The organism is Candidatus Spyradosoma sp. SGI.093, assembly GCF_050314555.1.
GTDB lineage: Bacteria > Verrucomicrobiota > Verrucomicrobiia > Opitutales > UBA953 > Spyradosoma.
Genome location: NZ_JBNPNH010000001.1, coordinates 209961 through 226997, shown reverse-complemented (window position 1 = coordinate 226997; position 17037 = coordinate 209961). Strand labels below are relative to the sequence as shown.

12 protein-coding genes and 1 other RNA gene are annotated in these 17037 nt (G+C 67.0%); 11 read left to right on the top strand and 2 right to left on the bottom strand.

Annotated features, from left to right (window positions below; all coding sequences use genetic code 11):
• Positions 1–96 precede the first annotated feature (96 nt).
• The 8 genes from ACQREB_RS00915 (at position 97) to menD (ending at position 7618) form a co-directional block, all read left to right on the top strand.
• Complete coding sequence (locus ACQREB_RS00915; protein WP_427764179.1) at positions 97–729, top strand: bifunctional 4-hydroxy-2-oxoglutarate aldolase/2-dehydro-3-deoxy-phosphogluconate aldolase; 633 nt, start codon at positions 97–99, stop codon at positions 727–729.
• Positions 730–736: 7 nt separating this feature from the next.
• Positions 737–1141 carry a preQ(1) synthase gene (queF, locus tag ACQREB_RS00910; RefSeq protein WP_427764177.1) on the top strand — a complete coding sequence of 135 codons (405 nt, stop codon included), beginning with the start codon at positions 737–739 and terminating at the stop codon, positions 1139–1141.
• Between the two features lie 151 nt (positions 1142–1292).
• Entirely contained in the window at positions 1293–2258 is a 966-nt protein-coding gene (locus tag ACQREB_RS00905; protein WP_427764175.1) for a tyrosine-type recombinase/integrase, read from the top strand.
• Positions 2259–2425: 167 nt separating this feature from the next.
• Positions 2426–3640 (top strand): tetraacyldisaccharide 4'-kinase, encoded by a 1215-nt coding sequence (gene lpxK / locus ACQREB_RS00900; protein WP_427764172.1) that lies wholly within the window; start codon positions 2426–2428, stop codon positions 3638–3640.
• A 34-nt stretch (positions 3641–3674) separates the two neighbouring features.
• Positions 3675–4967 (top strand): glutamate-1-semialdehyde 2,1-aminomutase, encoded by a 1293-nt coding sequence (gene hemL, locus ACQREB_RS00895; protein WP_427764171.1) that lies wholly within the window; start codon positions 3675–3677, stop codon positions 4965–4967.
• Positions 4968–4995: 28 nt separating this feature from the next.
• Positions 4996–5208: a hypothetical protein gene (locus ACQREB_RS00890; protein WP_427764169.1), complete on the top strand. Its 213-nt coding sequence runs from the start codon at positions 4996–4998 to the stop codon at positions 5206–5208.
• The gene (locus ACQREB_RS00885) at positions 5199–5657 is read left to right on the top strand and encodes an acetolactate synthase (RefSeq protein ID WP_427764166.1); all 459 of its coding nucleotides are present in this window, start codon (positions 5199–5201) and stop codon (positions 5655–5657) included. Before ACQREB_RS00890 ends, ACQREB_RS00885 begins: the two co-directional genes overlap by 10 nt.
• A 188-nt stretch (positions 5658–5845) precedes the next feature.
• Positions 5846–7618 (top strand): 2-succinyl-5-enolpyruvyl-6-hydroxy-3-cyclohexene-1-carboxylic-acid synthase, encoded by a 1773-nt coding sequence (gene menD / locus ACQREB_RS00880; protein ID WP_427764164.1) that lies wholly within the window; start codon positions 5846–5848, stop codon positions 7616–7618.
• Between the two features lie 9 nt (positions 7619–7627).
• Here menD and ACQREB_RS00875 read toward each other — a convergent pair whose 3' ends face one another.
• Positions 7628–7939 carry a hypothetical protein gene (locus tag ACQREB_RS00875; RefSeq protein ID WP_427764162.1) on the bottom strand — a complete coding sequence of 104 codons (312 nt, stop codon included), beginning with the start codon at positions 7937–7939 and terminating at the stop codon, positions 7628–7630.
• Positions 7940–8126: 187 nt separating this feature from the next.
• Between ACQREB_RS00875 and ssrS the strand changes: the two genes are divergently transcribed.
• The 3 genes from ssrS to ACQREB_RS00860 all read left to right on the top strand — a co-directional run bounded on the left by ssrS (position 8127) and on the right by ACQREB_RS00860 (position 16359).
• A non-coding RNA gene (ssrS, locus tag ACQREB_RS00870) (6S RNA) lies at positions 8127–8309 on the top strand.
• Positions 8310–8414: 105 nt separating this feature from the next.
• On the top strand, positions 8415–14192 hold the full coding sequence (locus ACQREB_RS00865; protein ID WP_427764159.1) for an autotransporter domain-containing protein: 5778 nt from the start codon (positions 8415–8417) through the stop codon (positions 14190–14192).
• A gap of 22 nt (positions 14193–14214) precedes the next feature.
• Positions 14215–16359 carry an ATP-dependent DNA helicase gene (locus ACQREB_RS00860; protein ID WP_427764156.1) on the top strand — a complete coding sequence of 715 codons (2145 nt, stop codon included), beginning with the start codon at positions 14215–14217 and terminating at the stop codon, positions 16357–16359.
• 183 nt (positions 16360–16542) lie between these two features.
• Here the strand turns inward: ACQREB_RS00860 and ACQREB_RS00855 are convergent, their stop codons facing one another.
• Positions 16543–17022, bottom strand: a complete 480-nt coding sequence (locus tag ACQREB_RS00855; protein WP_427764153.1) for a response regulator — start codon at positions 17020–17022, stop codon at positions 16543–16545.
• Between the last annotated feature and the right edge of the window lie 15 nt (positions 17023–17037).

The following is a 17037-nucleotide window of genomic DNA, read 5'->3' as shown; positions in this document are numbered from 1 at the left end:
CATAACCTCATAACCTCCATAACCTCATAACCTGCGCGAAGCGCCCGTTCATTTTCCTCTTTTCGTTCTCCGTTTTCCGATTTATCCTTTCTTCCCATGGACGCAGTATTCGACCAACTTTCGAACCTGAAAATCATTCCGTTCGCGACGATCCGCAATCCGGAGCACGCGATTCCGCTCGCGGAGGCGCTTCTCGCTGGCGGCAGCGACGTCGTGTCGGTCTCGTTCCAGTCGCAGAACGCCGCCGAATCCATCCAGGCGATCGCGACGGCGTTCCCGGAAATGTTCGTCGGCGCCGGCGCGGTGACGAACGAGGAGGACATCAGCGCCGCGCACATCGCGGGAGCGCGCTTCGCGCTGACGCCGGGCTTCGACCCGATCGTGGCGGACGCCGCGATCGCCGCGGGCCTGCCGATCATTCCCGGCGTGATGACGCCGTCGAACGTCTCGCGCTCGCTGCGCCGCGGCTGCCGCGTGCTGAACTTCTTCCCGGCGACGGTGCTGGGCACGGAAATGCTCGGGGCGATTCTTTCGGCGTTCCGCCACACGGGCGTGAAGGTCGTCGCGACGGGCGGAATCAACATCGACAACATCGCGGACTGGCTGGCGATCCCGGACGTGGTCGCCGTCGGCGCGTCGTGGATCTGCCCGGAAGAGCTGATCGAGGCGGAGGCCTGGGATCAGATCGCGGACCGCGTGCGCGAAACGCTGGTGAAAGTGCAGGGCTGAGGCGACCATGCTTACGCAGCCGGACGATCTGAAGGGGCTTTCAATCGGGGCGACGAAGAACGTTCCCGCGCGCAGGCTCGAAACTTTCCCGAACCACAACCGTGGCCGCCGCTACGTCGTCGAGCTCCGCACGGAGGAATTCACCTGCGTGTGCCCGGCGACGGGGCAGCCGGATTTCGCGACGATCACGATACGCTACGTTCCCGCGGAAAAAATCGTCGAATCCAAGTCGCTCAAGCTCTACCTGTGGTCCTACCGCAACGAAGGCACGTTTCACGAGCACGTGACGAATCAGATTCTGGACGATCTCGTGGCGGCGCTCGATCCCGTGTGGTGCGAGGTCGTCGGCGAGTTCGGCGTGCGCGGCGGCATCTCGATCAAGGTCACCGCGGAACACGGAAAAAAAGATTAGAGTTTAGGGTTGAGAGTCGATTCGCGCTTGCGCGCGAGGGAAGTTTCCTCAGCGAAGACGAACGATAACTGATAGTTGATAACTGATAGTTATCCGCTATCCACTGTCCGTTATTCACTATCCACTATTCATTATTCATTATCCGTCATCCGTGCCTCTCGTTCTCGTCAGCGAAAAAAACGCCGCGCTCCCGCCGCCGGGCGAGGGGCTCATCTGGCGTTTCTGCGAGTTTCTGAAGCACGAGCGCCGCTGTTCGCCCAACACGGTGCGCGACTACGGCGAGGCGGTGCGCGACTTCGCGCGCTGGGGGCGCGAGGCGTTCGGCTTCGCGGGCGATTTCGGCGCCGTTTCGCGGCGGAACGTGCGCGACTTCATCATCGAGCGCCAGAGAGCGAACGCCGAGGGGACGCCGCTCGCGCGCCGCACGATCCACAACCGCGTTTCCGCGCTGCGCGCGTTTTACCGCTTTCTGCGTTCCCGCGGCTTCGTCGAAACTTCGCCGACGGCGGCGATCGTCCTGCCGAAACTGCCGAAGCCGCTCCCGAAATTCCTGACCGAGGCGCAGGTCGCGCGTCTGCTGAAAATGCCCGCGCTCGCGCTCGAACGGAAGCTGATTTCCGAGGACGTCTTCACGCGGGACACGGCGATTCTGGAAACGCTTTACGGCGGCGGGCTGCGCGTGAGCGAGCTTTGCGGGCTGACCGCCGGGCGCGTGGACTGCGCCGCGGGAACGGTGCGCGTGCTCGGCAAGGGCTCGAAGGAGCGCGTCGTGCCCGTCGGCGAAATCGCGTCGGCGGCGCTGCGGGAACAGATCGCGGCGGCGGGCTGCGCGCGCGCGGACGCGTGGGTCTTTCCGGCGCGACGCGGCGGGCGGATCACGCCGCAGGTCGTGCAGCTCGCGCTGAAAAAATATCTGAAGCTCGCGGGACTGCCGATGGACATCACGCCGCACAAGCTGCGCCATTCCTGCGCGACGCACATGCTGGACCACGACGCGGATCTGCGCCTCGTGCAGGAACAGCTCGGGCACGTCAGCCTTTCGACGACGCAGATCTACACGCACGTCACGCTCGCGCGCCTGAAGGCCGCCTACAAAAAGGCGCACCCGAGAGCGTGAGGGCAACGGATAACGGATAATGAATAGTGAATAGTGAATAATGAATAATTGTCCGCTGTTCATTATTCATTATTCATTGTTCACTATCCACTATCCATTATCCGTTATTCATTCCTTTTCCTTGAAAAGGCGGGGCGGGAAGCTTAACTTTTTCCGTTTTCGATTGTATGAGCGAGAGTGAAGAGAGCGGCGACAGGCGTTCGGCGAAGGAACGCGTCATCCAGTTCGCGACGGACGTGATCTACGACCGCCGCAGAGAAGGGCGCGCCGTGAAGATTCTCGCCGCCGTGCTGCGCGCGTTCTCCGCGCTTTTCGGGCTCATCGTGCGTCTGCGCTTCTTTCTCTACGCGCACCGCGTGCTGCGCGACACGCCGCTGGGCTGCAAGGTGATCGTCGTCGGCAATCTCACGGTCGGCGGCACGGGCAAGACGCCCGTCGTCGAAAAAATGGCGCGCGTGATGGCGCAGAACGGTCGCAAGGTCGCCATTCTTTCCCGCGGCTACAAATCGAAGAAGGAGCCCGCGTGGAAGCGCCTGCTACGCGCGCTCAAGAACGAGCCGCGCCCCGAGCCGCGCGTCGTCTCCGACGGCGAGCGCATTCTCGTCTCCGACGCGTCGCAGTCCGGCGACGAGCCCTACATGCTCGCGCGCAACCTGCTGCCCTACGGCGTGCGCGTCGTCGTGGACCGCGACCGCGTTTACGCGGGAACGTACGCGATCCGCAAGTTCGGCGTGGACATCATCATTCTCGACGACGGCATGCAGTATCTGCCGCTGCGCGGCGCGATCAACCTGCTGCTCGTGGACAAGACCAATCCTTTCGGGAACGGCAATCTGCTACCGCGCGGCATTCTGCGCGAGCCCGTCGATCACCTTTCCCGCGGGAGCTACATTTTCCTGACCAAGTCGAACCGCCTGCCCGGCGAGCCGCAGAGCGAACGCGACAAGGCGCTCGAGTCCGAAATCCGCCGCCGCAACCCGCGCGCGGAAATCATCGAATGCACGCACAAGCCCAAGCGGCTCTGCCCGGTCTTCGACGGCGAGGATCTCGAGCTCGACGCGCTCAAGGACCTGAAGATCGCGTCGTTCTCCGGCATCGCGACGCCGGACAAGTTCGAGGAATTCCTGCGGCGCTACGGCGCGAAGATCGCCTACAACCGCCGCTTCTTCGACCACCACAGCTTTTCGGAAAAGGACCTGGAGGAAGTCTTCGCCGGCGCCGTCGCCGCGGGCGCGCGTCTCATCGTCACGACGGAAAAGGACATGGTGCGCCTTTCCCGCGACCTAAAGCCGCCGGTTCCCCTTTACTACCTGCGCCTCGAGATCGAGATCATCAGCGGCAAGGAGACCTTCGAGGCCGCCGTCCGGCGCATCTGCGCTTAGCCCGTTCCCGCCGCCGCGAAAAAAATCTGCATCCATGGAAAACTTACGATTTCCCGTTTCCGCCAAGCTCTTCGAGCGCGCCCGCAAAGTGATTCCCGGCGGCGTGAACTCGCCCGTGCGCGCGTTCCGCAACGTCGGCACGGATCCGTTCTACGTCGAGCGCGCGGACGGCTGCCGCCTGCGCACGCCCGAGGGCGAGGAATTCATCGACTACGTGCTGACGTGGGGCCCCGCGATCTTCGGGCACAACGATCCCGAAATCCGCGCCGCCGCGCACGCCGCCGTGGACCGCGGGCTCGGCTTCGGCACGAACGGCGCGGACGAAGTGCGCATGGCGGAGCTACTCGCGCGCGTCGTTCCCGCCGTCGAAAAAGTGCGCATGACGAATTCGGGCACGGAGGCGACGATGTCCGCCGTGCGCCTCGCGCGCGGCTTCACCGGGCGCGCGAAGATCGTGAAGTTCGAGGGCTGCTTCCACGGCCACGTCGATTCGCTGCTCGTCAAGGCGGGATCGGGCGCGCTGACGTTCGGCTGCCCCGACAGCGCGGGCGTCACCGCGGGAACGGCGGCGGACACGCTCGTCGTGCCCTACAACGATTTCGAGGCGGTCGAAAACGTATTCAAAAATCACGGACGCGAGATCGCCGCCGTCATCGTCGAGCCCTTCCCGGGCAACGTCGGCTTCATCATGCCCAAGCCGGGATTTCTGGAACGCCTGCGCGAGCTCACGCGCGGGGCGGGCGCGCTGCTGATCTTCGACGAAGTGATGACGGGCTTCCGCATCTCGCTTCAGGGAACGATGGGAAAGCACGCCGTGCGTCCGGACCTGGTCTGCCTCGGGAAGATCATCGGCGGCGGGCTGCCCGTCGGCGCGTTCGGCGGGCGCGCGGAGATCATGGACTGCGTCGCGCCGCTCGGGCCCGTCTATCAGGCGGGAACGTACTGCGGCAATCCGGTCGCGCTCGCCGCGGGAATCGCCGCGCTGGAAAAGCTGCTGCGCGAGCCGCCCTACGCCGCGCTCGAGGCGCGCGGGAACGCGATCTCCGAAGCGCTCGAAAAGACGGCGCGGGAACGCGGCGTCGCCCTGCAGGTGCCGCACTGCGGCGGCATGTTCTCGATTTTCTTCAACGACGTTCCCGTCGAAAACGCCGCGGTCGCGACGCGCTCCGACGCGGATAAATTCAGAAGCCTTTTCCGCGGCGCGCTCGCGGGCGGCGTCTTCCTGCCGCCTTCGCCCTACGAATCGTGCTTCCTCTGCGCCGCGCACGACGACGCGGCGACGGAAAAGACGATCCGCGTGCTCTGCGACGCGCTGAAGCGGCTCTGACGCGCGTTCCCGCCGAAAATTCCGCGCCATGGTCTCGATCGAAAAACTTTCGCATTTCCGCTGCGGGCGCTGCGGCGGCTGGTTTTCGATCGGCGACGCGCCGGAGGACCGCGCGACGTGGTTCTGCCCGTGGTGCGGAAACCGCGAAACGCACGCGAAGGCGCCGGACGTTCCTGCGCCGAGCCCGCGCGCGCCCGTTCCCGAAGATCTTCCGAAACCCGATTCTCCGCCATGTCCGTGATTTCCCAGCGTTCCCGTCCCCGCAAGGACATTTTCCAGTTCTCGATCTTCGCCGAAAACAAGGTCGGCTGCCTCAACCGCGTGCTGCAGCGGCTGAATCAGGACGACGTGCGCATTCTCGCGCTGAGCTGCATCGACCAAACGGACTGCGCCGTGCTGCGCATCGTGCCGAACTGTCCCGAAGCGGCGGAAATCGCGCTCAAGAGCGCGGGCATGATCTTCTCGAAGACGCCGATTCTCGCGATCCGGCTGCACGACGGCGGCGACCTGGCGAAGGTCACGCGCTCGCTCGCGCAGGCGGAAATCAACATTCACTACATTTACCCGTTCGTGTGCTGCCCGAACGCGCAGAGCGCCATCGTGCTCTCCTGCGACGCGACCGAGCTCGCTGAACGCATTCTGAGCGGCTTCGGCGTCGAAGTCTTCGACCTCGACGACTTCGCCCGCTGAGGGTGATGGCGGATAATGAATAATGGATAGTGAGTAATTAATAGTGAGTAGTTGATTATTCAAAGTTTTTGCTTAGGCAAAAACCTCGGTGAGAACTATTCATTATTCATTATTCGTTATTCATTGAAGAATCTGTTCGTCCGAAATTTGCTTTGCGGCGGGAACGGCGCGCGCGCAGAATGTCGCGCATGGAATTCCGGAACACGAACGCGCTTTGGAGCGCGGTCTTTATGCGGACGCTGCGCAACGCGGGCGTGCGCACGCTCGTCGTTTCGCCGGGCTCGCGCTCGACGCCGCTGACGGCGGCCGCCGCGGACCTGCGCGGGCTCGAATGCGTTCCCGTGCTCGACGAACGTTCCGCCGGATTTTTCGCGCTCGGGCTCGCGAAGAGCACGGCGCGCCCGGTCGCGCTCGTCTGCACGTCGGGAACGGCGGTCGCGAACTACCTGCCCGCGATCGTCGAGGCGAAGATGTCGCGTACGCCGCTCGTCGTCGTGACCGCCGACCGCCCGCCGGAATTTCAGGACCGGCACGCCGGGCAGACGATTCCGCAGCTCGGCATCTTCTCCCGCTTCGTCGTCCGCGAGCGGAACTGCGTGCCCGAGAGAACCTGGAGTTCGCTCGAAGACGCGCGCGCCGCCGCCGCGGAGGCCGCCCGCGTCGCCGCCGAGGAACGCGCGCCCGTGCACGTGAACGTGCAGCTGCGCGACCCGCTCGCGCCCGCCGTGCGCGAGGCCGGTTTTCCCGGGGAAGATTTCGTTCCCGCGGATTTCGACCCGGCGAAGTTCTGCCTCGTGCCGCACCTGCCGCTGCGCGATTTTCTCGCCGAAAGCGCGGAGCCCGCGCCGATTTCCCTCGCGGGGAAAAAGGTGCTCGTCGTCGCGGGAACGACGCCCGTCGGGCACGACGACACGTTCAACGTCGAACGCCTTTCCCGCGAGTTCGCCGCGCCGATCCTCGCGGACGCGACGCACCCGCTGCGCCATTTCCCGCCGGCGCGCGACCGCCTCGTCGAGCGCTTCGACGCGATTTTCCGCACTGCTGACAAGCCTTACGCGCCCGAGCTCGACGCGCTCCGCCCGGACGTCGTGCTGCAGATCGGCGCGCTGCCCGAGAGCAAGTTTCTCCGCGCCTGGCTCGCCTCGCTCGGCGAAACGCCCGTCTATCTCTTCAACTACTGCGGCGACGACACGGACGCGCTGCGCCGCCCGAACGCGGTCAAAGTCGCGCGGCGCTTCCGCGACGTGTGGAACAACGTCTTCGCCGGGGGCGGGAACGCCGCCGCCGCCGCGCCCGCGGACACGGCGTTTCTCGACGCGTGGCGCGCCGCGGACGCGCGCTTCCGGGCGAAGTCCGACGCGTTCTTCCGCAACGCCGCCGCCGCGGGAACGCCGCCGCTCGAGCCGCAGATCGCGCGCTTTCTCTGCGAAAATCTGCCCGAATCCGAGACGGCGCTCTTCATCGCCAACGGCATGCCCGTGCGCGACATGAACGCGTTCTGCCCGGCGGGAAGCCGCTTCTGGACGTTCTGCAACCGCGGCGCGAACGGCATCGACGGCACGCTCTCGACGGCGCTCGGCGTCGCGCACGGCTGCATGGAGCAGACGATTCTCTACACGGGCGACCTCTCGCTGCTGCACGACACGAACGGCTTTCTGCTCGCGGCGCAGTTCTGCGGCAACCTCTCGATCGTCCTGCAGAACAACGGCGGCGGGAACATCTTCCGCCACCTTCCCGTCGCGCGGGAAAATCCGCATTTCGAGCGCTTCTGGCTGACGCCGCAGCGCGTCTCCTTCGAGCGGCTCGCGACGGCGTACGGCGTCGATTACGCGCGCGCGGAAACGCTCGCGGAGCTCGGCGCGGCGCTCGCTCGCTTCCGTTCCCGCCAGGGCGTGCACCTCGTCGAGATCTTCACCGACGGCGAGGCCTCGCGCCGCCTCCGCGCGGAACTTTCCCGCTGAACGCGCGCGTCAGCGTCCCGGCGAGCGGCGGGGCGGAAGCACCTTGGCGGCGCGGCGCTGGGCCTTGACGAGGCGCGCGTGCGCGGCGCGTTCCCGCAGCTCGGCGAGCTTGTCTTCGCCGGCGTTGCGCAGATCCACGCGCTCGCCGAGACGCCGGTTGACGTACTCGGGCGGAATGACCTTGTCGAAATCGCGGCTCAGCTTTTCCGCGAGCGCTTCGCGGACGAAGTCCCGAAAATGCTTCCGGTGGAGGCATTTTTCGAAAATGTCGAGCAACTCGTTCGGGAAATTGATCGCAATCTGCTTTGAGGATTTGGACATAACGCCGAGTCTTGAACCCGCGCAATCCGGCTTCAAATTACTAAGCTTGACTGCGGTTTGCAGTAAGCGTTTTTCCCCGGAGGATTCGTCCGAAAAAACGCGCTTTCCCGGCGCGCGGGAACGCGGAAAATTCGTCCGCCGAAGGGATTTCTGGCTTGCCGCCGCGGGAAGGGCGCGCATGATTGGCGACGCTCTGCAGTGTTCGACCCTCCGTTAAAACGCTCTTTTCCTATGAGTAAATTACGGGATTCGCTCTGCGGGAACAAGGCGCACGCCGCCCTCGGCGGAAGCAATCTTTCCCGCATTTGAAGCCCACCTTGCCGAAAATGGTGCAAGAGATTTGGCGCGAGACGGCACAGGCGGAGTTTTTTTGCGCCCTCGCGGAGCGCCCCGCGGCGCCGTTCCCGCGCGGGGGCGGAAAACATTGCGCGGCGGCGGGAAGGCGTTAGACTTGCCGTTTCAAAATTTTCCGCCGATGCCTTTTTCCGCAATTCATACGAAAAAAACGTTGTCGCCCGCCGCGCTCTGCGCCGCCGCCGTGCTCTGCGCCGTTCCCGCCTTCGCGGAGGACGAGAAAATCGTCTCCGTCTCCATGGCGGAAGAGCTCCGCGAGGTGCTCACGAAGACGACCGACGGCTCCGACGGAAACGATCCGACCGCGGTTTACGACGGCTACACGGTGAAGATCGCCGTGCCGACGCTGGAAGTGCCGCTCGCGCCGGGCGGCGTCTCCGAGAGCAATCCGAACGGCGCGATCGTTCCCGCGGCGACGGACTTCACGATTCTCGGCGACGGCTCGGCGGCGACGACGCTGAAGACCGCGGGCGCGGGCAATCTCTTCGGGCTGCCGGGGACGCGCTGCGCGTTCGGCAAACTGACGATCGCCGGCTCGGCGACCGACGGCGACCTCGAAAACGCCGACGCGCGCGTCGCGATTCTCGAACTCGCGGACGTGAAGGTGCTCGGCGACACGACTTTTTCCGACCGCTTCTTCGCGGCGGACGCCATGGCGGCGGGCGCAATCTTCTACGCTGAAAGCGCGCTCGACCTGATCGAGCTCGACGCCGCCGACGGCGCGATCGCGTTCAAGAACGTCGCGACCTACGGCAAGACCGTGACGAAGACGGACGAGGAGACCGGCGAGACTTCGACGACGAAGCTCACGGCGGCGGGCGGCGCGATCTTCCTTTCGGGAACGCTGAAGATTTCCGGCGCGAACGCGGTCGCGTTCGAGAACGTCCGCGCGGAATCCGCGGAGGCGGACGCGCTCGGCGGCGCGCTCTACGTCACGGCGGCGGCGGACGAGCCGGAGAATTACGGCGTGAAGCTCGGCGCGGGAACGCAGGTGAATTTCACGCAGAATTCCGCCGTCGGCGGAAACGCGGCGGGCGGCGCGATTCTGCTTTCCGGCGCCGCGCTCGCGGGAACGGAGACGACGCTGACGTTTTCCGGGAACGCCGCGCTCGGCGAGGGCTCCGCGCTCGGCGGCGCGCTCGCGCTGGAAGAGTCCGCGGTCGCGACGCTCGGCGAGGGCTCCGCGCTCGCGTTTTCCGACAACACGGCGAAGACTTCGGGCGAGTTCGCGACGGCGGCGGGCGGCGCGGTTCACGTCGCCGCTTCGACACTGAAGCTCGCGAACGGCGCGGCGTTTTCCGCGAACGGCGCGGTCGCGGACGCGGCTGGCGCTTCCGCGCTCGGCGGCGCGCTACGGCTCGACGGCGAGGACGCGCTCGCGGAGCTTTCCGGCGCGTTTTCCTTTTCCGGCAACACGGTTTCCGTGAGCGGCGGCGTCGCCTCGCGCGAGGAGACGGAAGGCGCGACGACGGCGGAAAAAACTTACGTTCCCGCTGCGGCGGGCGGCGCGCTCGCGCTCACGGGCGGCGAATTTTCGCTCGCGGGCTCGGCGGAATTTTCCGCGAACGAGGCGCACGCGTCGCAGGCGGAAACGCTCGCGCGCGGCGGCGCGATCTTCGTCGACGGCGAAAAGACGAACGCGGCTTTCGCGCTTTCCGGCGCCTCGGCGTTTTCCGAAAATCTCGCGCAGGTTTCGGGCGCGGGAACGGCGCAGGGCGGGGCGGTTTTCCAGAACGCGGGAACGCTGAAATTCACGCTCGGCGCGGCGACGACTTTCCGCGGGAACACGGCGTTTGCGCGGGCGGACGGCGCGGCGGCGGCGGGCGGCGCGATCGCGATGCTCGGCGGCGCGCAGACTTTCGCGAAAGACGGCGCGGCGGGAACGCTCGCGTTTTCCGACAACGCGGCGGAGGCGTCCGCGGACGCTTCGGGCGTTTCGGCGCGCGGCGGCGCGGTCTGGCTCGGCGCGTCGGCGGCTTCGCTGACGCTCGAGACGGCGGCGACTTTTTCCGGCAACCGCGCGACGGCGACTTCCGCGGACGCCCGCGGCGACGCCGACGCGCGCACGGCGGCGGCGGGCGGCGCGGTTTTTTCCAGGGGAACGCTGAAGCTCGCGGGCGCGACGTTTTCCGGCAATTGCGTCGAGACGCTCGCGGACGGCGGCATGGCGGACGGCGGCGCGCTCGCGCTCGCGGGCGGCGCTTTCTCCGCGACGGGCGCGCTTGAATTTTCCGGCAACAGCGCGGACGCGCGGCGCGCGGCGGCGGGAGTGGTCTCCGGCACGGCGCGCGGCGGCGCGGTCTATCAGTCTTCCGGCACGGCGACGCTCGCGGACGCGACGTTCGCGGACAACGGGGTCGCCGGCGAGCGCGCCCGCGGCGGCGCGTTTTACGCGGCGGGAACGACGGAAGTCTCCGGCGCTTTTTCCGCGACGGGCAACGCCGCGGAAGCCGACGCCGAGGCGAGCGGCGGCGCGATTCATCTTTCGGGGCGGCTGACGCTTTCCGGCGACGCGGCGCACGCGCTTTCCGGCAACCGCGCGGTCGCGGCGGGCGCGGACGGGAACGCGTTCGGCGGCGCGATCTGCGCGTCGGGGACGTTCGCGCAGAACGCGGGAACGCTGACGCTGTCCGGCAACCGCGCGGAATCCGAGAGCGGGAACGCCTTCGGCGGCGCGATTTACGCGCGCGGCGGGAACGTGACGCTGACGGACGCGACGATTTCGGGCAACGCCACCGTCGCCGCGAACGGCGTCGCCGCGGGCGGCGCGGTTTATCTCGACGTCTCCTCGCGCGCGGGCGCGAAGCTCACGCTGCGCGGGAACACGACGATTTCCGGGAACACCGCGAACGGCGCGAGCGACGGCATCTTCGTCGGCACGGGAACGGCGGACGCGGCGCAGGGCTCCGCGACGCTGATTTTCGACCAGGCCGCGACGCTGATCCGCGACGACGACGGCAACGTCACGGGACGCGAGGACGTCGAGACCGCGACCGTCTCCGACCGCATTTTCGCCGAGGCGGGAACGACGCTCGCGATCGAAAAGACGGGCGACGGCGATCTGACGCTCGGCGAAATCGCTTCGGGAAGCGCGACGGACGCGGACGGAGAACCCGTCTCCGCGAAAATTTCTCTCGACGTCGCGGGCGGCGTCGCGACGCTTTCGGGCGCGACCGCGAAGCTCGAAAGCCTTTCCGTCGCCTCGGGCGCGACGCTGAACGTCGGCGCGGATTTCCGCGGCGCGGCAGCGACGGAAATCGCGGGAACGCTGAACGTCTCTTCGGGCGCGACTTTCGCCTTCACGGGCGGCGCGACGACGCTTTCGGGCACGCTTTCCTTCGACGGCGCGACGGCGGAAGTTTCCGCCGATTCCAAGGTTTCCGGCTCGGGAACGTTTCTGCTGAAGGACACGACGCTGAATTTCGCCGGCCCCGTCGGCGATGACGGCGCGGCCGCGTCGGTCGAACTGAGAGCCGGAAAAATTTCGCTCGGCGCGGGAACGCTCGAGCTGCGCGGCGCGGGAACGCTGACGGTCACGGATTCGCTCGTCGTCACGGAAACGGGGACGACGACGGTCTCGCTCGACGCGGACGCCGTGCTCGCGCTCGTGAAGGCGGAGCGCACGGCGACGGACGCGACGCTGAAGATTGACGGCTCGGGAACGCTGCGCCTCTACGAGGAAGTCGCGACGACGGCGGACGAAGGCGGCGAGTCCGGCGAAGGCGAATCCGGAGAGGCGACGGAGGACGACGCGAAGCGCATCGAATTTCCCGCGTTTTCGGAGACGAGCAAGGACGAATCCGGCAAGGACGTGACGACGGTTCACGCCGGCGCGGTGACGATCGGCGCGGGCGTGAAGATCGAGACGGGCTTCGCCGCGCGCTCCGGCGTGACGCTGAGCCTTTCGCCTTCCGCCGGAAATTGGACGGAGGGCGCGCGGCACGTGCTGCTCGACGGCGCGGCGCTTGTCGCTCCGGGCTCGAGCGCGGAAACGCCGCTCGTGCTCGACTCGCTCGTGCTGAAGGGAAGCGTTGCGATCGGTGACGAACAGGGCACGGCGACGTACGTGAAGATCAAGGACGCTCCCGCCGAAACCGACTCGCGGACGACCTTCGCCGAGACGGGCGAGGGAAGCTCCGGGGCGACGGATCCGCGGCAGACGCTTTCGGTCGAAGGTTCGCTGACGATCCGCGAAAACGCGACGCTCGCGAACGTGAAGATCACGCTTTCCAACTACACGACGACGAAGCTCGCGGGCGCGGGGACGCTCGTCGGCGACGTGAGCGGCTCGGGCGACGTTTCGCTCGCGCGCGTCGAAGGCGACGTCTCCGTCGCCGCCAACCGCCGTTTCTCGTTTTCGGGAACGCCGCGCGTGACGGGAACCGTCTCCAACGCCGGGCGGCTGACGCTCGCGGAAAACGCGTTTCTCACGGCGGGAACGCTCGCGAACGGAACCGGCGGCACGGTGACTTTTTCCGACGGCGCGCGCTTTGCGGGAACGCTGGAGAACGCCGGCGCGATTTCGGTCGCGGGCGCGGCGCGGATCGAAAACGATCCGGAATCCGCCGCCCCCACGCGCTTCGCGCAGAGCGACACGGGAACGCTGACGCTCGCCTCGGGCGCGTCGCTGACTTTCGCCGAAGGCGTCGAAGTCTCGCTCGCGGGCCGGCTCGTCGTGGACGCGGGCGACTGGGAAGCGGGCGAGGAATTCGACGGGCTGCGCGGGCTGAGCGCGGGCGCGCTCGACGGCGTGACGATCGAGGACGCGGCGGGCGGCGTGATTTCCGACCGCGTCGTCTGGCGCGACGGCGCGTACGTCTTCCTCGGGCTGAACGGGCGCGAAATCGCCTCGACGCTCTACGGCGACCTGACGCGCGAAAACATTTTCCGCATGTACGACTTCATGAGCGCCGTGAACGCGCCCGCGTCGGCGTCGTCGATCCGCCCCGCGATCTTCGGCGAGACGAAAAAGACGTCGCGCTACATGCGCAAATACCTCGAGCGCCTGCGCCGCTTCGACCAGTCCGAGGACAAGGCCGCGCCCGAAGCCCCCGTCGCCGAAGACGCGCCGGGCGATTTCGGCCGCGCCGCCGACGCGCTGATGAAGCGCGCCTGGACGCAGATGAACTTCACGCGTTCCCGCGCGGGAACGGACGTCGCGAATCCGGACTACGACATGGACGCGACGGCGTTTCTGCTCGGCTCCAGCTTGCCCGTCGGGGAAGAGACGGAGCTGGGCGCGCTCTTCGGCTACGGGCGTTCCCGCATGAAGCACTCCGGCGCGGGCGCGCACGAGATCGAGACGGATTCCTACGCGCTCGCGGCGTTCGTCCGGCGCGCGGGGAAGAGCTGGGACGGCACGCTCGCGCTCGCCGGCGCCTGGGCGGCGAATGATTCCGAGCGCGGCGCGAACGACGCGGACTTCAATTCCTGGCAGCTGGGCGCGCGCGCCGAGGGCGGCATCACGTTCCGCCCCGAGGCGTGGAGCGAAATCCGCCCCTACGCCGCGATGGCGTTCGCGTATTCGCGCACGGAGAGCTTCGGCGAAAAGGGCGGCGCGGACGCGTTCGCGCTCGACGCCTCCGACGCGTTCGCGGCGCGCGGCACGCTCGGGATTTCCTACGCGTATCTTTTCTTCGACGCGCTGCAGCTCACGCTCCACGGCGCGTGGAACTACGACGTCGGGTCGAGCGTGTACACCGCCGACGCGTATCAGGAATCGACGCTTTCGGACGTGCGCGTCGTCTCGCGCGAGGGCGAGCGTTCCTCCTTCGAATACGGGCTGCGCCTGAACTGGCGCGTGAACGAGCGGCTTTCGATCTACGGCGGCGTTACGGAGGCGACGCGCTCGGGCTACGACGAGACGCGCGCGAACGTCGGCGTGAGCCTGTCGTTCTGAACGCGGGCGCGGGAACGGCGTCATGGTCGGCTTTTCGGAGGATTTCGAGGCGTCCTGCTCGGCGAATTTCGGCGAACTCGCGCCGGAAGTCGTCGCGCTGACGCGGAAGATCTTCCGCGCGAACGGATGGCTGCGGAAACGCCTGCGCATGGAGAACCGCCCGCAGCAGACGCGCATGGCGGAGGCGGTCGCGGAGACGTTCGCGGAGGGCTCGTCGCTGCTTTTCGAGGCGGGAACGGGCGTCGGGAAAAGTCTCGCCTACCTGCTTCCCGGGCTGATCTACGCGAAGCTCGCGAAAAAGAAGTTCGTCGTCTCCACGCACACGATTCCGCTGCAGGAGCAGATTCTGAAAAAGGACCTCGCGCTGTGCCGCGAGCTTTTTTCCGGCGTCCCCGAGCTGGCGGAATTCGCGGACTTCAAGGTCGTGCTGATGATCGGACGCGCGAATTACCTGTGCGGCACGCGGCTCGCGGAGGCGCTGCGGCGGCGCGAAGGCATCTTCGACGGGAGCGACGGCTCCGCGGAGGCGCAGGAACTGAAGATGATCCGCGACTGGTGGGCGCGGCCGGACTGCACGGGCATCCGCGAGCACCTGCCGCGCCGCGTCGCCGACGAAGTCTGGGATCTCGTCAGCGCCGATTCGCGCGCGTGTTCCCGCAAGAACTGCACGCCGGAGACCTGCGCGCACCGGCGCGCGAAGGCGGCGCTGGACAAGGCGGATCTCGTCATCGTCAACCACAGCCTGCTTTTTTCGCTGATAGGCGCGGGAGCGGCGCCGCGCGGCGACACGCCCGGCGTGCTCTACGCGGACGATTTCGTCGTGCTCGACGAGGCGCACCGCGTTCCCGACACGGCGACGGAATACTTCGGCGTCGAGGCGAGCTCCTACGGGCTGCAGCGCCTGCTTTCGCAGATTTTTTCGGCGACGCGCAAGGGCGGCGTTCTCTCCGCCTGCGAGCCGAAGGAGCTGCAGCGCCTCGTCGCGGAGGCGAAGGACGCGACGGAAGTCTTTTTCAACGACGTGCGTTTCCGCGTGCTCGGCAAAAACCGCACGCGCCGCTTCCGCGAGCGCGACTGGGCGCAGAACGTCTGCGAAGTGCCGCTCGGCAATCTCGAACGCCGGCTGAAGGCGGCGGGGCAGGTCGAAGAACGCGCCGCGGCGAAGGACGAGATCAACGACTTCGCGGACAAGCTGCAGGCGTACCGGCTCGCCGTGCGCGAATGTCTCGAACTGCGCCGCGCGCCGAACTACGTTTACTGGGCGGAAGTCTCCGCGGGAAAGCGGCGCGTCGTCACGCTCTCGGGCGCGCCGATCGACGTCGCCCCGCAGCTCGCCGAGGCGCTTTTCGGGCGCGGCACGAGCGCCGTGCTCTCCAGCGCGACGCTCAGCGACGGCAGGGAGGACATGTCGCGCTTCATGCGCCGCTGCGGCGCCGACGTCGGCGAAAATCCCGTGCGCGCGCGCTGCGAGGCGTCGCCCTTCGACTACGTGAAGGCGATGGAGATCTTTCTCGCGACGGACTGCCCGGAGCCGGACAAGGGCGAAAACCTCGCCGCGAACGTCGCCTACAACGCGCGCGTCGCCGAGCACTGCGTGCGCATGATGCCCGAGGGCGGGACGCTGATTCTGTGCACGAGCTTCGATTTCTGCTCGCGGCTCGCGGTGGCGCTGCGGGAACGCCTTGGCGACGAGCGCGAGATCTTCGTGCAGGGCGAGGGACTGATGCGCCAGGAAATGACGCGCCGCTTCGTCGAGCGCGGGAACGCCGTGCTGATCGGCAATCAGAGCTACTGGACGGGCATCGACGTGCCCGGCAGCGCGCTCGCGCAGGTCATCGTGCCGCGCCTGCCCTTCGCGAACCCGTCCGAGCCGCTCGTCGAGGCGCGCATGGAATGGATCCGCGAGCGCGGCGGAAAACCCTTTTTCGAAATGTCGCTGCCGGACGCCGTGCTGCAGTTCCGCCAGGGCATCGGCCGCCTGATCCGCAAGGCGAGCGACCGAGGCAGGCTCGTGCTGACGGATTCGCGGCTCGTCTCCAAATCCTACGGACGCGAGTTCCTTTCCGCGCTTCCGCACCGCGGCTACGTCCGCTTCTCCGCCGACCTCCTCGAAACGATGATCCGTCCCTGGAGAACGGATGACGGACGGCGGACTGCGGATAATTGATGACGGATAGTTTTTTGCGGGAGGGCGAGCATCCCGACCGCCTCCGAAATCCGCAGACGCAAATTTCTTGCCGCAGATTGCGCAGATTCCCGCAGATTTTTTGAAACCGCGGAATTCGCGGGAAACGCGAAACGCCCGCCGAGCGGAATCGGCGGGCGTTTCGTCGCGGCGCGGGCGCGCGCGTCAGCCTCGGCGGAGGCGTTCGAGCAGGACGGCCTGGTCGAGCACGGGCAGGAAGTCCGCCGGCTCGACGCCCTTGTCGAAGATGAAGAGCGTGAGCAGGTGCTTCGCCTGCGCGAGGAGCTCGTGCGGCTTCCAGGGCTTTTCGAAATAGGAGTCGATGTGGGCTTCGTTGACGGCGCGGATCGTGTCCGCGTGCGTCGCCTGACCGGTGAGCAGGATTTTGCGCGTCGCGGCGAAGCGGTCGTCCTTCGAGATCGAGCCGAGCAGGTCGACGCCGTTTTTGCCGGGCATGACGTGGTCGGAGATGACGAGGCCGAGCATGTCGCCGTCGGCGGCGATTTCGTCCATGAGCGTTTGCGCGGCGGCGGCGGATTCGCAGCCTTCGATGCGGAAGAATTTCGCCAGCGGGCGCAGGTCGCGGAGCACGGAGTCCAGGACTTCCTCTTGGTCGTCCACGCAGATGATGTTGATTTTTTCCATAAACGGTTTTGGTTG

Bases quoted from the DNA above. Each gene is read 5' to 3' on its own strand.
- ACQREB_RS00915 (WP_427764179.1), top strand. From the start codon at position 97: ATGGACGCAGTATTCGACCAACTTTCGAACCTGAAAATCATTCCGTTC.
- queF (WP_427764177.1), top strand. From the start codon at position 737: ATGCTTACGCAGCCGGACGATCTGAAGGGGCTTTCAATCGGGGCGACG.
- lpxK (WP_427764172.1), top strand. From the start codon at position 2,426: ATGAGCGAGAGTGAAGAGAGCGGCGACAGGCGTTCGGCGAAGGAACGC.
- hemL (WP_427764171.1), top strand. From the start codon at position 3,675: ATGGAAAACTTACGATTTCCCGTTTCCGCCAAGCTCTTCGAGCGCGCC.
- ACQREB_RS00890 (WP_427764169.1), top strand. From the start codon at position 4,996: ATGGTCTCGATCGAAAAACTTTCGCATTTCCGCTGCGGGCGCTGCGGC.
- ACQREB_RS00885 (WP_427764166.1), top strand. From the start codon at position 5,199: ATGTCCGTGATTTCCCAGCGTTCCCGTCCCCGCAAGGACATTTTCCAG.
- menD (WP_427764164.1), top strand. From the start codon at position 5,846: ATGGAATTCCGGAACACGAACGCGCTTTGGAGCGCGGTCTTTATGCGG.
- ACQREB_RS00875 (WP_427764162.1), bottom strand. From the start codon at position 7,939: ATGTCCAAATCCTCAAAGCAGATTGCGATCAATTTCCCGAACGAGTTG.
- ACQREB_RS00865 (WP_427764159.1), top strand. From the start codon at position 8,415: ATGCCTTTTTCCGCAATTCATACGAAAAAAACGTTGTCGCCCGCCGCG.
- ACQREB_RS00860 (WP_427764156.1), top strand. From the start codon at position 14,215: ATGGTCGGCTTTTCGGAGGATTTCGAGGCGTCCTGCTCGGCGAATTTC.
- ACQREB_RS00855 (WP_427764153.1), bottom strand. From the start codon at position 17,022: ATGGAAAAAATCAACATCATCTGCGTGGACGACCAAGAGGAAGTCCTG.